The organism is Aurantibacter crassamenti (genome assembly GCF_016811105.1).
Lineage (GTDB): Bacteria > Bacteroidota > Bacteroidia > Flavobacteriales > Flavobacteriaceae > Aurantibacter_A > Aurantibacter_A crassamenti.
The window spans coordinates 526,293-542,171 of record NZ_JAFBGM010000001.1 but is presented as its reverse complement, the minus strand read 5'-3'; the positions used below and the strand labels follow the sequence as shown (position 1 = coordinate 542,171).

The window sequence follows — 15,879 nt, the reverse complement described above, 5'->3', positions numbered from 1 at the left end:
ATTTATCACTTTTCTCTCAGTACTTGAAACAATTTAGCCTAATAGAACTATAACAAAATAGTCTACTAGGCTAAGCCTTACTAATAAGTTAGATAATTAGAACTTGTCTTTTACATTATTTTTGATCCATGTGATACAATCGGCAAATGTTTCAAAGATATTTTCTTCAGGAATAAGATCCGGAATAATATCTACACGCTCCATCATATATCTTGGTTGACGAAGTACGTCAACAAAAAGAATGTTAATATTAGATTTTTTCAAATCAATTAATACATCTTCTAAAGCATAAAGCCCAGATTGATCCATATACTGCATTCGATCCATTCGAATGATAACAGTTGAAGCAGTGTTTGGAATTTGTTTTGCTAGCGCTTGAAAATCACTTGTAGAACCAAAAAATAATGGACCTTTTAGATGCTTTATAAAAACTTCTTCTCTTAAGTTTTGCGGAAAATCATATTCATCAGCCCATGCTTTTTCTTTTTCTAAACTCTTAACATCAGAACGTTCTGCTGTTAAGTCGCCCATTTTTTTCATGAACATTAATGACGCAATAACAAGACCAATACCAACGGCATATACTAAGTTCCAAACAGATGAAAGAACCAGCACTATAAGCATAATAAGCACCTCAGAACTTAACTTTAAAGGACCCAATTTAATATCTTTTGGTAAGCTAGGTATAGCTTTCAGACCTTTATAATCCATTACTCCGATACCCACTGTAACTAAAATACCTGCTAATACTGCTGCTGGAATTTGTGATGCAACTGGTGCAAGTGCCATCATAATAATAAGTAGCATAATACCTGCAACCATACCTGATAATTTGGTTTTACCACCAGCATTAATGTTTACAACAGTTCTGATAGTTGCCCCAGCTCCTGGAATACCACCAAAAATTGCTCCTATAGTATTACCAATACCTTGACCGACCAATTCTTGATTTGGTTTGTGCTTGGTTTTGGTCATGTTATCTGCTACTACCGAGGTTAATAATGAATCTATTGCACCTAGAAGAGCTAAGGTTAAGGCGGTAAATATGTAGGGTGATATCGAACCTAAATCAAATTGGGTAAATATTCCTAGATTAGGAATTGGGAATCCACTAGGAATTTCATCAATTGGGCGATAATCAAGTCCAAAACCGTATGCAACACCAGAGACTACCGCGAGTGCAACTAAGGTGCTTGGTATTGTTGTTGTTATTCGTTTAAAACCATAAATAATAATTATCGTAGCTAAAGCAAGAGCCAGTTCTAGCCAATTGATATTTTGAAGGGCACGGGGTAATACTTTTATTGACCCTAATACGCCAGAAGCTTCTGATTTTGCCAAAGTTTGTGCTTCTTTTAGCATATCAGCTTCTGTAATTTCTTTTGCACGTTTTATGGTTTCTTCAAAGTTTTCTAAAACCAATATACCTTCACCTGCTTCTTCTTTTAAAATATTGTCAAGAATAATTTCTTCAGCATGTGGTTTAAATTGATTCACGAACTCTACATCTTCTTTTGGATAATATCCAACAGCTGGTAAAATTTGAGTTACTAGAATTATGACACCAATGGCGGTCATGAAACCTGAAACTACTGGATATGGAATATATCTGATGTATTTACCTATACCTAATAGGCCTAATCCAATTTGCATTAAACCGGCAAGCATAAAAACAATTAATATGGCAGGCAGAGCTTGTTCAATATTTCCATCATTTAGAGCAACAATTCCGGCAATTACAACCATGCTTACCGCAGTCATTGGCGCAGTAGGACCAGAAATTTGAGTATTGGTGCCCCCAAACATGGCTGCAAAAAAGCTAACAAAAATTGCTCCGTAAAGTCCGGCACTTGGGCCTAGACCCGAACTCACACCAAATGCTAATGCTAAGGGTAATGCTACAATACCCGCGGTGATACCTCCAAATAAGTCTCCTTTTAAATTCGAGAATAAGTTTTTCATATGTTTAAAATAATAATTTAATTTAGATGGAAGTAATTTTTGCTTAGATTTTTAAAAATCAGGTTTTTACAGAGACTAATACCACTATTAGTTATATGTGTTTATTTACTTTATAAATTGAAAAAACCGATGTTATTACATCGGTTTTTTTAGAATCGAAGAAGTTATTTTGAACGTTAGTTGTAAAAGTCAACAGCACCTGTAGATATGTCGTACATGGCACCCACAATTAGAACTTCACCTTTTTCTTCCATTTCAGCTAATACAGCACTATTTTTCCTAATATTTGCAATAGTCATTTCTACATTTTTTGCAGCAACTTCATCAACGAAATCTAAGTTTTTCGAGTTTCTTAAACTTTCATCCTTTGGTTCTATAACAGCATCTACTGCTGGTTCTATTTTGTTAATAAGCGCAGTTAAATTACCTAAACGTGCATGATCACAAGCACCTTTAATTGCACCGCAACTTGTATGGCCTAAAACCACAACTAATTTGGTGCCAGCTAGTTTGCATCCAAATTCCATACTACCCAAAATGTCTTCATTAACAAAATTACCAGCGATTCGCACACTGAAAATATCGCCTAAACCTTGATCAAAAACAAGTTCTGCAGAAACTCGTGAATCGATACAACTTAAAATAGTTGCAAAAGGGAATTGCCCTTCACTTGTATCATTTACTTGCTCTAAAAGATTTCTGTTGGCTTTTAAGTTGTCTTGAAAACGTTGGTTCCCTTCCTTCAAAAATCGCAACGATTTTTCAGGGGTCATTGTTGCCTGCGTTTCTTTTGTATGTGCTTTCATAATTCTATATTTTTTAAATATTAATAATTTTTATTGACCCATTAAAAGAACAGGAACATTAATATTGCTTAGAATATCGTTAATATTCTTAGGAGTAGAAATGTTTTTGCTCATTTTATTGTTTTTATTTTCTCCTCTATTGACACAAAGTAGGTTTATATTACTCTTTGAAATGTAGTTAGAGATATTTTGTATGGATGTATCGTTATTTTCAAATACATACTCGATTGCATCCTTGCTGTGTTTTGTGTTGGATTCTATCGTAGTATTTGACTTTTCGATAATTTTAAAAGATTTAATTGGCTTTTTGCTGTTCTGAAGTACCTCTTTGGCGAAGTTAAGGTTTGTATATGGTTCTAATTCATCTATTAAACCAAAAGATAAATCATGGTTTAATTCCAGTACTTTTTCATTATCTGTAATGAATATTGGGCCATTATGTTTCTTCAGTATAAATTGAATTAAATTAAGTTTAACTCTATTTAATATTTTATATTTTTTCTTTCCTAATACAATTATATCTGGTTTTTTTTCATCGATATAGGATGAAATTTCACTTTTTATGTTACCAATTGCGAATGAATAGGTAAGCGGAATATTAAAATCTTTTGAATACTGCTTTACAATAGATTTTATTTTTTTTTCAGCACCTACATATTCACTGTTAAGATTGCGTATGGCAGATAATTGACTTTCTTTTTTTACAATATCTATGGCTTTTTTAATATGGAAAATTTCTATTTCACCATTTACCATTTTTGCAAAGTTGATGGCGCTTATTAGGGTAGTATTCACCGAATCTTTTAAATCGGTGAATATTACTATTTTATATTTGTTGTTTTTCATGATATTTTCATTTTTGTTTACAAGCGGTATATTTTAATTACCATTTTTAACTTAAACTCAATTTAGATTTAGGTCTTTCCTCGAAAAACCCAATAAAACTAGGTGGATTCTCAACTACACCACGCTTAGATATTAATTGAATATCAATGTTTCGTTCTTTGGCTTTAAAACTAAAGTCTTCTAATATTTCAATAATATCGTTATCTAAATACCTAGTTTTTAAAATATCTATTTCTAGGTAAGTGTCTCTAGGTAAACTGTCTAATTCTTTTAGTATAGCACCTTTGTTAAAAAAGGTAACTTCTTCAGCTAGGGTCATTTTTATTCTATGTTTTCCATTACTCTTATCTTCTATATGGAGAAAATGTGAGTTTTGATAGCTTTTTAGAAGAATAACAACAATACCAACAGCAAGACCTAAACTAATACCTACCAAAAGATCTGTAAAGACAATTCCAAAAACGGTTACATAGAATGGTATGGATTGTTTCCAGCCTAATTGGTACATTTTTTTAAATAAAGCTGGTTTCGCTAATTTAAAACCTACGATAAACAGAATGGCAGCTAAAACCGAAAGGGGAATCATATTTAATATCCTTGGAATTAGAATCACGGAAATAAGTAATAAAAATCCGTGAATTATTGCTGATAATTTAGATCTACCCCCCGACTGTATATTTGCCGAACTACGAACAATTACTTGGGTAATTGGTAATCCACCAATCATACCCGAAATTATGTTACCTGCTCCTTGCGCTAGTAATTCGCGGTTTGTAGGGGTTACATTTTTGTTTGGATCTAATTTGTCAGTTGCTTCTACACATAATAATGTTTCAAGACTGGCTACCAATGCAATTGTAAAAGCCGTAATCCACACTTCTACATTTGTAATTGCACTAAAATTTGGAAAACTAAACTGACCAAAAAATGAGGCTGCATCTTCCGGAACGGGTACACTTACTAAATGATCTGAAGAAATCGCTAGAACTTCATGATTTTGAGTAAGAATAAAGAATAATATTCCTATTGCTACAGCGACCAATGGCCCTTGAACAAGTTGAAATATTTTGCCTTTTTTAGAAAGTACCTTATCCCATAGCAACAATATTGCTAGGCCTATTACAGCTATCAAAGTAGCACCTGGGCTAATATTGTTTACGGTTTCTAATATTTCAGAAAAAGTGTTTTTACCATCAACTTGAAAAAAAGCAAAATCACCTTCTGGATCGGGGTCGTAACCAAAGAAATGTGGAATTTGTTTAAGAATAATAATTATTCCGATTCCGGTTAACATTCCTTTAATTACTGAAGATGGAAAATAGTAACCAATTACACCTGCCTTTAATAGACCAAACAATATTTGAATTATTCCACCTAAAACTACGGCTACTAAAAAGTTTTGATAACCACCTAAGGCACCAATAGCGGTTAAAACAATTGCAGCTAAACCTGCAGCTGGACCACTTACACCAATTTTGGAGCCACTAAGGCCACCTACAACAACTCCACCTACTATACCAGCAATTAGTCCCGAAAATAATGGTGCTCCACTGGCTAACGCTATACCTAAACATAATGGTAGCGCAACAAAAAATACTACGACACTTGCGGGAAGGTCGCTTTTTAAATGTTTAAACATGATAAATAATGTTATGTCTTCTGTAGTATGCTAGAAGACTTGTTAGTCATAAAAAAATAAAATACTAAGGACTAACTCTTATATTCTGGTGGAGGGGATATTACTTCTGAAGTATAATCTAAAGTTCCTAAAAAGTAAAAATCAGCTAATTTCGAATCATTCGAAAAATTGATTAATGATAAATCATAATAATCTTCATTTACAATTTTCTCTTTAGCCTGTGATTTTTTTACTTGTTCTTGTTGTTCTTCTTCGTTTAAATTTAAGGTAATGGGTGATTTATTTCCGTCTGTAAGTAATGTGATTATAGACGGTGCCGTAATAGCAAAGAGCCATATAGATAACAATATAACATGCATTTGCGATTTAGACATAGAAAATTTAAATTAAGCTGCAAATATATAATTTAAGACAAATTTCGCTGTTAAGAAATTATTAAAAATCTTTAATTAGTTTTATATTTTCAGAAGAAATCCAGCCGGTTTGACCGTCTGAAAGTTTAATTTCTTGCCAATCATCTAAACTGCCAATTACATTTACTTTGGTGCCTTCATGTAAAATAAAGGCTTGTTGACTTCTGTCATTGGGTTCTGTTTTCACTTGACTTTCTTTAACAAATACTATTGCGGGGTTGTTTTTGTTAAAATCATCAAACTCTATGTAAGCAAATACAACGGCTAAAACAGAGCAGACTAATGCAATTAAACTGCTAATGAAAGCAATCCGTTTTCGAGTAGAATAACTAAAGAAGTAAAATGCGATGTATAATAAAACAAACAGAATCATAAACAACACCGCTATTTTAGCCCATTGGTCATAATTCAGAATTTCGGTGAACTGTTTGTAAAGATTTTTGAGACCTGTTGTTGGTAGTGTTTCTATTGCATCTAAGGTCATGTTTTGAGCATAAGCCAAATTGTTTATTATTTCACTGTCATTAGGTTTTAAAACCAAGGCTTTCTCATAATAATAAATACTTGGTGCAATTTGATTTAGTTTGTAATAAGCGTTACCAAGATTAAAATATAATTCTGCTGAATGTGTTCCTTTTTCTAAGATGGCTAAATATTGATCTGCAGCCGTTACAAAATCTCCTTCATTATAGGCATCATTTCCTTTTTTGAATAATGCTTCGTTTTGTGCGAATGCATTCAATTCAAAAAATATCAATAATAGTATTAATAGGAAATTCTCTTTTTTCACTTTTAAATATTTCAAAAATTAGAAAATAAAATCTAACCTTAATCTTTATTATAGTTGTTTGTCTAAATAAGACATCACCTCACTAGCGTTTGTATAATCTTGTTTTATTTGAACATCTGAAAACGGACTATAACGTGCCATTTCGCAATTCTTCAATAAGCTAATAAAACGTTCAATAGTTGCTTCATCTACATTTTTTTCAATCAATAAATCATTGATTTTTTCTTTACTGAACTCAGATGTTTCAAGTTTTAATTTGGCCTTTAAATAATTATGCAACCCTTTTTCTAGAGCAACATAAAATGCCTCTTTATTACCTAAGGCTTTTTTAGCAGATGAAAGATATTTCTTAGCTAACCTATTAGCCATTCTAATCTTATTGCCTTCAACATCACCAGCCAAAGCATCTAGTTTTTTTCTGAATATAATTGCAATAGGAATCAATAATAATGGCAGTAGCCACCATAAATAGAAAGAATTACTTCCGAAAAAAGTTGTAGCACCAATGGGCACTAAATTAGAATTCAACTTAATAAATGCAAATTGATCACTGGCAGCGGTTACTGTTTGTTTGGTATTAGAAACTGAACCATTATTGTTTGCGCTACCACTTGATGGTCCTGAAATTACATCAATGAGGATCTCATCTGAGTTAATTGTATTGTATTTTTTAGTAGTTGGATCGAAATAACTAAATGAAATGCTAGGTATTGGATACTTGCCCTTGTAAGCGGGAACTATTGTATAGTTATTTGCCACCTTACCTTGCATGCCAGCTATAGTAGTGCGTACATTTTCGTCAAATTCTGGTTCATAAACTTCTAATGAACTAGGAAGGTTTGGTTCTGGTAACTTGAATAATTTTAGATTTCCTTTACCACTTACCTCTACAGTAGCTTGTAAAGATTCTGAAGCATTAAGTGCAGTTTTGCTGGTTGTTACCTTAAAATCAAAATCACCAACTGCACCATTAAAATTTGCTGGTTTTCCGTTTTCTGGAAGCGCTTTTACATTTATTGTTCTTTTTCCTGCGGATACAGTTTTATTGGCTTGTGAATATATTCTTCCTCCAAAAAAATCACGTTTTTGTGTAGGTACATCTGCGGTGATTTCAAGAGATAAAGGTTCTATCTCCAACTTGCCTGATTTCTGCGGATATAATACAACTCGCTTTAAAACTACATATCGAAATGGTTTACCATCATAAGTTCCATTTTGAGCGTTCAACCTTTTAATTGGTATATCTTGACTCCAGAAATTATTATACGTTGGATTATCTAATGGTCTGTAATTAGAAATACCTATCTGTTGCCCAAAGTATAATTTGTACACTACAGTGATGGCCTCATTCATGTACGGACTACCATTAGAAACCTCTGCTACTAAATGAAGACTTTCATCAGCTACATCATGCGCCGTCATTTGGTCGCTTGGCTTGTCCACCGCTGGGCCTACCACTATTTTCTGTGCCAAAGACTTGTAGATATTACCGTCAATAACAATAGTTGCTTGTTTTATGGTAAATGTGCCTTGGGCAATAGGAGCCAAGGTGTACGAATAGGTCTTTGAATAACTTCTTACGCCATTTATCCAAGATGAACTTATTGACTGTGAAGGCCCCATGAGAACTTTAAAACCTTGAAAATCAGGTGGATTAAAATTATCACCGTCTTTGTTCATTGAAAAATCAACGCGAATACGCTCATTAATGCCAAGCTTGTTTTTGCTAACTTTTAGCTCAAAGGTTATAGCCTCTTTGTCTTGTGCTTTTAACGCAAATGACAAAATGGTAAAAAGAAAAAGTACTATGTAATTTTTGCTTTTCATTTGAACTACCAATCTTTTTCATTCTTTACTTTGACACCTTTTACTTTTTGGGCGTCAATTTTCTCTTGAACTTTATCTTCTTCATTCTGCATAGCGTCTAGCAGATTTTGAATTTGTTGTTTTGATAACTGATTTGGTCTTTGAGGTTGTTGTTGCTGTTCTTCAGGCTTTTGATCTTGTTCCTCTTTTTTATCACCCTCACCTTCTTTGTTATCTTCTTTTTCTTCGTCGCCTTTATCGCCTTCGTCTTTCTGATCTTTATTTTCCTCTTCTTTGTCTCCCTCGTCTTCTTTTTTATCTCCGTCGTCTTTCTTGTCTTCGTTTTTTTCTTGATCGTCTTTTTTGTCGTCCTGGTCTTTGTTGTCTTTATTTTCGTCGTCGTTCTTCTGTTCGTCTTGCTCTTTTTTAAGCATTTCTTTTGCCAAGGCTAGGTTGTACCGTGTTTCTTCGTCTTTTGGATTATTACGAAGGGCTTCTTTATACGCTTCTACAGCCTTTTCATATTCTTTGCGTTTCATAAAAACATTGCCCATATTATGATAGGCTTTGTGTTTTTCGGTTTTATCTTCAGACTTTTCTCCGGCTTCTTTAAACCTTCCAAAAGCTTCACTATAGGTTTCTGAATTATAGTATGCATTACCTAAATTAAAAGGAGCAACTACATTTTTATCGCTTTTAGAAATTGCTCTGCGGTAATCTTTTTCAGCTTCTAAAAAATTTTCTTCTGAGATTTTCTTATTTCCTTCCCACGTAATATTGGTAGATTCTGCTAAATCTTTAGCATTCTCTTTTTCAATATCTTCTTCAGTTTGCGCACAAAGCGTCAACCCCAGAAACAGAAAGATGTATATCAGTTTAAATTTCATACTTATGAACTTTGCTTTTCGTTGAATAAATTCAATTTTCTAAGCCATTCTGTTTTTCGATCTAATACAAAAATATCAAGAAATAAAAATAACAACCCAGCTGCTAAAAACCATTGAAACTGGTCTTTGTATTCAGCAAACTGTTTCGCTTCAAATTCCTTTTTATCCATTTGCAATAATTGATCTTTTATATAATTTACAGCTTCTTCGGTATTAGATCCGTCAATATATTCACCATTACCTTCTTTGGCAATATCAATCAATATTTCTTGATTGAGTTTGGTTATAACTACTTCACCTTTATTATCTTTCTTTAAGCTTTCTACAACACCTTTTCGTTTAATAGGTATTGGTGCGCCCTTAGTTTTGCCAACACCTATAGTAAAGATGCGAATACCTGCTTCGGTTGCTTCTTCTACTGCATCTAGTGTAGTGCCTTCTGAATGATCTTCACCATCTGATATTATAAAAAGCACGCGATTGGTCTGCTCTTCATCATCATAATAGGTGCTTGCTAAATCAATTGCAGCATTAATTGCTGTACCCTGAGAAGTTAGCATATCAGTATTCATATTCTGCAAGAACATTTTTGCTGCTCCGTAATCTGTGGTTATTGGTAATTGCGGATACGCCTGACCTGCATAGGCAATTATACCAATTCGGTCGCTTGCCAATTGATTGATAATTTCAGAAACTAAACGTTTTGCCTTTTCTAATCTGTTTGGCGCAATGTCTTCTGCCAACATACTTTTAGAAACATCAATAGCAAATACGATATCTACGCCTTCGCGTTTCACAGTTTCAAGTTTTGTGCCAATTTTTGGATTGACTAAACCTAATGTCAACGCTGCTAGACCTAAAAGCAGAAGAATTAGTTTTAAAGTAGCTTTAAAACTAGACTTATTAGGCGTTAATTTTTTTAATAAAGACGAATCAGCAAATTTTAGCTGCGTTCTCTTTTTCCAGATTTGGAGTAGCACAAAAAGCACCACTAACACCGGAATGATGAAAAGCAGGTAGAAATAAATTTTTTCGTCTAATTGTATTGTCGACATCTGTTGTTATATAAAACTACGGAACACGGTATTTCGCAAAAACCACTCTAATAATAGCAGTGCACCTGCTAATAAAATCCATGGGCGAAATTTTTCTTCGTATCTGTAATATTTAAATTCTTCTATTTCTGTTTTTTCTAATTTATTAATCTCGTCATAAATCGCTTCTAACTTTTCATTATTGGTGGCTCTAAAATATTTTCCACCAGTAACTGTTGCAATTTCTTGTAATAGTTTTTCATCAATTTCAACTTGACGCATACCATACCTAAAAGAACCATCTGCATTATATGCAATTGGTGACAATGCATTACCATTTGTACCAAGCCCAATTGTATAGGTTTTAATGCCAAATTCTACAGCTAAATCTGCAGCAGTTTGCGGTTCTATAAAACCAGCGTTATTTACACCATCGGTTAAAAGAATGATTATTTTGCTAATTGCTTTGCTCTCTTTCAATCGGTTTACTGCGGTTGCTAGTCCCATGCCAATAGCAGTACCATCATTTAGTTGACCATATGTGATTTCTCCTAATGCACCAAGTACGATTGATTTGTCACTGGTTATTGGAGTTTTAGTATATCCTTCACCTGCATATGCAACTAAGCCAATGCGATCATTTGGTCTTTTTGCAATAAAATCTGAAGCTACTTCTTTTAAAGCGGCAAGACGATTTGGTTTTAAATCTCGCGCTAACATACTTGAAGAAACATCAATTGCCATTACAATATCAATACCTTTTGTGGTTTTGGTTCTTGTTGAAATGTCTTCAGTTTGCGGTCTTGCCATTGCAACTATAATTGCTGCCAATGCCAATAACCTTAGAAAAAATAAAAGATGTCTAAGTTTTGGAAGAATACTTCCTCTGGAAAAACCACCAATGCTTGAAATGGTTAACGCGGCACTTTGCTCTTTCCGTTTGAAAAAATACCATAGCAAAGCCGCCGGAAGCAATAATAGCAACCAGAAAAAATCAGGATTTGCAAATGAAATATTATCTAACATCTATAATTCTATTTTAACTTCTAAAGTGCTTCCAATTCGATTTACTATTTCCTCAGCATATTCATCATCAGCTAACCATGTTATTAAAATCTGCTGCTGAAAACCAGGCCCGCCAAAACTGTATATCTCATATTTACCTCTTACTAATTCATCAGAATTAGGAACTTTAAATTGACCGCTACCATATGTTTTCAGTCCTTTTACTCCAGAAATAGTAGTGTACTCGTCATTTTTGGTAATAATATTTTTAGCACCTTTCTTTTCTAACCCGTTAATTAGACCCTCTATAGTTTTTTCGTGATCTGGCTCAGATTCATCTGCAAATTGAGTTGATGTTGCAGCAATTGTTAAAAAGGTATTTTCATTATGATATCCAAAAGTGCTCAGTTCTTTTATCTTGCTTTGTGCCTCTGCTGGTATTTTGGTTTTCTGTCTGACTAAAACATCTGGCGTTTCTAATAATATTGGGGGATAGCCATACGAGCTTGAAACCCATTCACCACTTAGTAATTTTTTAGATTCATTACCAGTCACAGTATCCCAAACATGTTTTGGACCATAGTGAATTGATAAGCCTGTTATTGCTAAAATGATTGCCCCAAGTGTAGCAACCCCGACTATTATCCATTTTTTTCGCTCCTTTTTTCTAGCCAATTCTTCTTGATAAGCCTCTTGTTCTTGTAATTCTTCTTCAGTAGGTTCGGGCAGCGCATCATGTGTTTTAATCACGATTTGCTCAATTGACTTTCTATGATTTTCAGCAACTGAAGTTTCTGGTTTTGATTTTGCAAATTTTACCAAATCTGCAGTTTCTAATATTTGCTTAAATTGTTTTAGTGTTTCATCATCTAACTTTAATTCACCCGCATCTCTACGCATTTCAAGCTTTTCAATTAACTGATCTGTGGTGCTTTCTAAAGCTGAAACGTGAACATCTTCTTCAAGATATGAACGTACGATGTCTGTTAGTTCTGTATAGTATTGTTTGTATTCGTCTTGAATGAGGTATTTTGAATTTTCTAAGTTTTTTAGCTCTAGTAAAGCTCGATCGTAGGGCGGTAAGAGTGCAACTTTTTCTTCTTCTGTCAATGGTTTTTTGCGGAAAACAAACCAGTACAATAAAGCACCTACAATTAATACTGCTGCTAAGATTGCGAGCAGAATTTTATAAAGTGAAGCGTGATTTTTTTCTACATTAATAAATGGCTTAATGTCATACATTCTTTGAGCAAGCGTGTCAACTGGCACGGTTGCAACATTAACCACTAGTGAGTCGGTATAAAAACCTTTGCCATTAATGTCAATAAATTGCGTTGGTAGTTTGTATTGTCCAGAATCAAACTGGGTAAGCGTATAAGATTTTTGTAAAATATATCTACTATCTTTTTTAGTGGTATCTGTTGGCAAAGCCTCTACAGTTTCTAATGGCGAAAATGTTTGCCCTTCCGGAAATATTACTTGCGCAGTAGTATCAGCATCTACGGTTACCGTGAACTTTAATTGTTCGCCAATTTTAATAAAGGTTGTGTCAACCTCAGAAGTGATTATTGGTGCAGTTTGAGAAAACCCGACAGCGGTATATAGAAACAAGCATAGAAAAGCATATCGCACTTTAGGCGATATAGATTTCAAATTTTGTATTTTATGTATCAAACTATGCATCATCCTCTACGCTTAAAATAACCCAATAATTTTTTCACATAACTCTCGTCAACCCTACAACTTATTACTCCACAACCTGATTTTTTAAATGTCTCAGTGAAATAGGCAACCTTTTCAATGTGATATTTGGCATAAGATTGTCTAACCTTTTTAGATTGGGTATTAATTACTTGCATCTGCCCTGTTTCAGCATCTTGCATTTGTACCATTCCTAAATTCGGAATAGATTCTTCGCGATGATCATAAACACGAATACCGGTAACATCATGCTTGTTGCCCGTAATTTTTAAGGTTTGTTCATAGTCTTCAGCAATGAAATCAGACAAGACAAAAACAATTGCCTTTTTCTTCATCATATTTGAAAGATAGCGCAATGCCCCTGCAATATCAGTTTTATGGCTTTTAGGCTTGAATTCTAGTAATTCTCTAATGATTCTTAAAACGTGACTTTTTCCTTTTTTAGGAGGAATAAAAAGCTCTACTTCATCAGAAAATAAAATGAGGCCTACCTTATCGTTATTCTGCATTGCTGAAAATGCAAGCGTTGCTGATATTTCAGTTAAAATTTCTTTTTTGAACTGATTGGTAGTTCCAAATAATTCAGAACCACTAACATCAACCATTAGCATCATGGTTAATTCTCGTTCTTCTTCAAAAACTTTAATGTATGGCTCGTTATAACGGGCAGTAACATTCCAATCAATGGCTCTTACATCATCACCAAATTGATATTGACGTACTTCACTAAAAGTCATACCACGCCCTTTGAAGGTCGAATGATATTCGCCTCCAAAAATATGATCGGAAAGACGCCGGGTCTTAATTTCGATCTTACGTACTTTTTTAAGAAGTTCTTTAGTATCCATTAATGTCAATAAACAGTTAACAATAATCAGTAAGCCGTAAAAAGTTGGCAATTAATTTCTAAACCAAGGCTGCCAATCTATTTTACAATTGACCTTTTTAAGGTACTTCGATTTCGTTTACAATCTTATTGATAATTTCTTCTGAAGTAATATTTTCAGCCTCGGCCTCATAGGTAATACCAATTCTGTGACGCAATACATCATGTACTATTGCTCTCACGTCTTCTGGTACTACATACCCTCTACGCTTAATAAATGCGTAACATTTAGCTGCAACACCTAGGTTGATACTTCCACGTGGTGATGCTCCAAAACTTATTAATGGCTTGAGTGATTCTAAGTTGTATTTTTCAGGGTAACGAGTTGCAAAAACGATATCTAAAATATACTTCTCAATTTTTTCATCCATATAGACTTCCCGAACCGTTTTTTGTGCACTTAAAATTTGTTCAATCGAAACTACTGGATTTACGGTTTCATAAACACCCAAAAGATTTTGTCTCATGATGCTTTGTTCTTCGGCCATTTTTGGATAGTCAATAACCGTTTTCAGCATAAATCTATCTACTTGTGCTTCTGGTAAGGGGTAAGTACCTTCTTGTTCTACAGGATTTTGTGTAGCCATAACCAAAAATGGTTTGTCTAAAATGAAGGTTTCATCACCAATAGTTACCTGTTTCTCTTGCATGGCTTCAAGCAATGCTGATTGCACTTTTGCTGGGGCACGATTAATTTCATCTGCCAAAACAAAATTTGCAAAAATAGGACCCTTTTTTATTGAAAAGTCGTTGACCTTCATGTTGTATATCATGGTACCTACAACATCTGCAGGTAAAAGGTCAGGTGTAAACTGAATTCTACTAAAACTACCTTTAACAGCTTTAGCTAATGTATTTATCGCTAATGTCTTTGCTAGACCAGGCACACCTTCTAATAAGATATGACCTTGACCTAAAAGTCCAATTAATAATCGTTCAACCATATGTTTTTGGCCAACAATAACCTTGTTCATTTCTGTTGTGAGCAAGTCTATAAATGCACTTTCCTTTGCAATTTTCTCATTTACTGCGCTTATATCCACAGTAGTATTATCATCCATAAGAAGCGTAATTTTTTGTCTATAAATATAGTTGGTTGAATAGTAGGGCGCAAATTGAAAATTTATTTAATCATTGCCTGTTAATGATTGGTTAAAATAGCTCAAAAACCCCTAAGTTTTAGGAAGATGTTAAGGTAAATATTTTTAATTTAACATCCTTATGATAAAAGATGCGCCAAACAGCAGAATAATTGCAGGTACGATGACCTGGGGAAGTTGGGGTAAACAGCTTTCAAAATTAGAAATGATTCAGTTAATTGAAGACTGTTTTGCACTCGGTATTTCTACATTTGACCATGCTGATATTTACGGAGGCTATTCTACTGAAACTGAATTTGGTGTTGCTTTTAAAGAAAGTCAAATTTCTCGTGAAAATGTTCAGCTAATTAGTAAATGTGGAATACAATTACTTAGCGAAAATAGGAAAACCAAAGTCAAGCATTATGATTATTCTAAAAAGCATATTATTTGGTCTGTTGAGAATTCGCTTAAAAATTTGAAAACGGACTATCTTGATTTATTATTGCTGCATAGACCTTCACCACTAATGAATGCAGAGGTGATTGCTGAATCCATTACACAGCTAAAAGAAGAAGGTAAAATTAAAAGTGTTGGTGTTTCGAACTTTACCCCTTCACAAATTGCAATGCTTGAATCTTATTTTAAGGTTGATGCAAATCAAGTTGAGTTCTCTTTAACTAAACCTTCAGCCATGAATGATGGTTCATTAGACGATTGTATGATAAATAAGAGGTGGAGCATGGCTTGGAGCCCATTAGGAAGTTATTTTAGAGAAAATACTGAACAAGTCGTGCGAATAAAACAAGCAATGAAACCCATGCTAGACAAATATCAGGTTTCAGAAGACCAATTGCTGCTTGCCTGGCTTATGAAGCAACCTGCATTTATTTCGCCCGTTGTGGGTACAACAAGTAAAATACGTTTACAAAAATCAATAGAAGCTACAGAAGTGAAACTTGAACTTGAAGATTGGTTCTCACTTTTAGAAGCAAGTACAGGCCATGAAGTGGCTTAAATAAATA

Annotated in this window: 14 protein-coding genes; 1 reads left to right on the top strand and 13 read right to left on the bottom strand. The window is 33.9% G+C overall.

From position 1 onward, the window contains the following. Window positions 1-96 precede the first annotated feature (96 nt). From JQC67_RS02325 to JQC67_RS02265, 13 genes are all read right to left on the bottom strand, one after another. Window positions 97-1,962: a SulP family inorganic anion transporter gene (locus JQC67_RS02325; RefSeq protein WP_203251251.1), complete on the bottom strand. Its 1,866-nt coding sequence runs from the start codon at window positions 1,960-1,962 to the stop codon at window positions 97-99. 176 nt (window positions 1,963-2,138) lie between these two features. After that, on the bottom strand, window positions 2,139-2,768 hold the full coding sequence (locus JQC67_RS02320) for a carbonic anhydrase family protein (protein ID WP_203251250.1): 630 nt from the start codon (window positions 2,766-2,768) through the stop codon (window positions 2,139-2,141). A 30-nt stretch (window positions 2,769-2,798) separates the two neighbouring features. Beyond that, window positions 2,799-3,614 (bottom strand): universal stress protein, encoded by an 816-nt coding sequence (locus JQC67_RS02315; protein WP_203251249.1) that lies wholly within the window; start codon window positions 3,612-3,614, stop codon window positions 2,799-2,801. Window positions 3,615-3,660: 46 nt separating this feature from the next. Further along, complete coding sequence (locus JQC67_RS02310; protein WP_203251248.1) at window positions 3,661-5,253, bottom strand: SulP family inorganic anion transporter; 1,593 nt, start codon at window positions 5,251-5,253, stop codon at window positions 3,661-3,663. A 71-nt stretch (window positions 5,254-5,324) separates the two neighbouring features. Further along, a complete protein-coding gene (locus JQC67_RS02305; protein ID WP_203251247.1) occupies window positions 5,325-5,627 on the bottom strand; it encodes a hypothetical protein in 303 nt (100 codons plus the stop codon). Between the two features lie 61 nt (window positions 5,628-5,688). Next, on the bottom strand, window positions 5,689-6,456 hold the full coding sequence (locus tag JQC67_RS02300) for an SH3 domain-containing protein (RefSeq protein WP_203251246.1): 768 nt from the start codon (window positions 6,454-6,456) through the stop codon (window positions 5,689-5,691). 48 nt (window positions 6,457-6,504) lie between these two features. After that, window positions 6,505-8,283: a BatD family protein gene (locus JQC67_RS02295; protein WP_203251245.1), complete on the bottom strand. Its 1,779-nt coding sequence runs from the start codon at window positions 8,281-8,283 to the stop codon at window positions 6,505-6,507. Window positions 8,284-8,288: 5 nt separating this feature from the next. Continuing rightward, window positions 8,289-9,149 carry a tetratricopeptide repeat protein gene (locus JQC67_RS02290; RefSeq protein ID WP_203251244.1) on the bottom strand — a complete coding sequence of 287 codons (861 nt, stop codon included), beginning with the start codon at window positions 9,147-9,149 and terminating at the stop codon, window positions 8,289-8,291. A gap of 2 nt (window positions 9,150-9,151) precedes the next feature. Continuing rightward, window positions 9,152-10,204, bottom strand: coding sequence for a VWA domain-containing protein (locus JQC67_RS02285; protein ID WP_203251243.1), 1,053 nt, complete (start codon window positions 10,202-10,204; stop codon window positions 9,152-9,154). 6 nt (window positions 10,205-10,210) lie between these two features. Beyond that, window positions 10,211-11,209 (bottom strand): vWA domain-containing protein, encoded by a 999-nt coding sequence (locus tag JQC67_RS02280; RefSeq protein ID WP_203251242.1) that lies wholly within the window; start codon window positions 11,207-11,209, stop codon window positions 10,211-10,213. After that, window positions 11,210-12,871: a hypothetical protein gene (locus JQC67_RS02275; RefSeq protein WP_394369463.1), complete on the bottom strand. Its 1,662-nt coding sequence runs from the start codon at window positions 12,869-12,871 to the stop codon at window positions 11,210-11,212. It abuts the gene before it with no gap. Then, entirely contained in the window at window positions 12,871-13,737 is an 867-nt protein-coding gene (locus JQC67_RS02270) for a DUF58 domain-containing protein (RefSeq protein WP_203251241.1), read from the bottom strand. Before JQC67_RS02270 ends, JQC67_RS02275 begins: the two co-directional genes overlap by 1 nt. Before the next feature lie 97 nt (window positions 13,738-13,834). Continuing rightward, complete coding sequence (locus JQC67_RS02265) at window positions 13,835-14,836, bottom strand: AAA family ATPase (RefSeq protein ID WP_203251240.1); 1,002 nt, start codon at window positions 14,834-14,836, stop codon at window positions 13,835-13,837. Between the two features lie 160 nt (window positions 14,837-14,996). On the opposite strand from JQC67_RS02265, the gene JQC67_RS02260 reads away from it, so the two are divergent. Continuing rightward, on the top strand, window positions 14,997-15,872 hold the full coding sequence (locus JQC67_RS02260) for an aldo/keto reductase (RefSeq protein ID WP_238934444.1): 876 nt from the start codon (window positions 14,997-14,999) through the stop codon (window positions 15,870-15,872). Window positions 15,873-15,879: the final 7 nt, after the last annotated feature.

What these genes read in the sequence shown, in the direction of transcription:
- JQC67_RS02325 (WP_203251251.1), bottom strand. Translation starts at nt 1,962, where the DNA reads ATGAAAAACTTATTCTCGAATTTAAAAGGAGACTTATTTGGAGGTATC.
- JQC67_RS02320 (WP_203251250.1), bottom strand. Translation starts at nt 2,768, where the DNA reads ATGAAAGCACATACAAAAGAAACGCAGGCAACAATGACCCCTGAAAAA.
- JQC67_RS02315 (WP_203251249.1), bottom strand. Translation starts at nt 3,614, where the DNA reads ATGAAAAACAACAAATATAAAATAGTAATATTCACCGATTTAAAAGAT.
- JQC67_RS02310 (WP_203251248.1), bottom strand. Translation starts at nt 5,253, where the DNA reads ATGTTTAAACATTTAAAAAGCGACCTTCCCGCAAGTGTCGTAGTATTT.
- JQC67_RS02305 (WP_203251247.1), bottom strand. Translation starts at nt 5,627, where the DNA reads ATGTCTAAATCGCAAATGCATGTTATATTGTTATCTATATGGCTCTTT.
- JQC67_RS02295 (WP_203251245.1), bottom strand. Translation starts at nt 8,283, where the DNA reads ATGAAAAGCAAAAATTACATAGTACTTTTTCTTTTTACCATTTTGTCA.
- JQC67_RS02290 (WP_203251244.1), bottom strand. Translation starts at nt 9,149, where the DNA reads ATGAAATTTAAACTGATATACATCTTTCTGTTTCTGGGGTTGACGCTT.
- JQC67_RS02285 (WP_203251243.1), bottom strand. Translation starts at nt 10,204, where the DNA reads ATGTCGACAATACAATTAGACGAAAAAATTTATTTCTACCTGCTTTTC.
- JQC67_RS02280 (WP_203251242.1), bottom strand. Translation starts at nt 11,209, where the DNA reads ATGTTAGATAATATTTCATTTGCAAATCCTGATTTTTTCTGGTTGCTA.
- JQC67_RS02275 (WP_394369463.1), bottom strand. Translation starts at nt 12,871, where the DNA reads ATGCATAGTTTGATACATAAAATACAAAATTTGAAATCTATATCGCCT.
- JQC67_RS02270 (WP_203251241.1), bottom strand. Translation starts at nt 13,737, where the DNA reads ATGGATACTAAAGAACTTCTTAAAAAAGTACGTAAGATCGAAATTAAG.
- JQC67_RS02265 (WP_203251240.1), bottom strand. Translation starts at nt 14,836, where the DNA reads ATGGATGATAATACTACTGTGGATATAAGCGCAGTAAATGAGAAAATT.
- JQC67_RS02260 (WP_238934444.1), top strand. Translation starts at nt 14,997, where the DNA reads ATGATAAAAGATGCGCCAAACAGCAGAATAATTGCAGGTACGATGACC.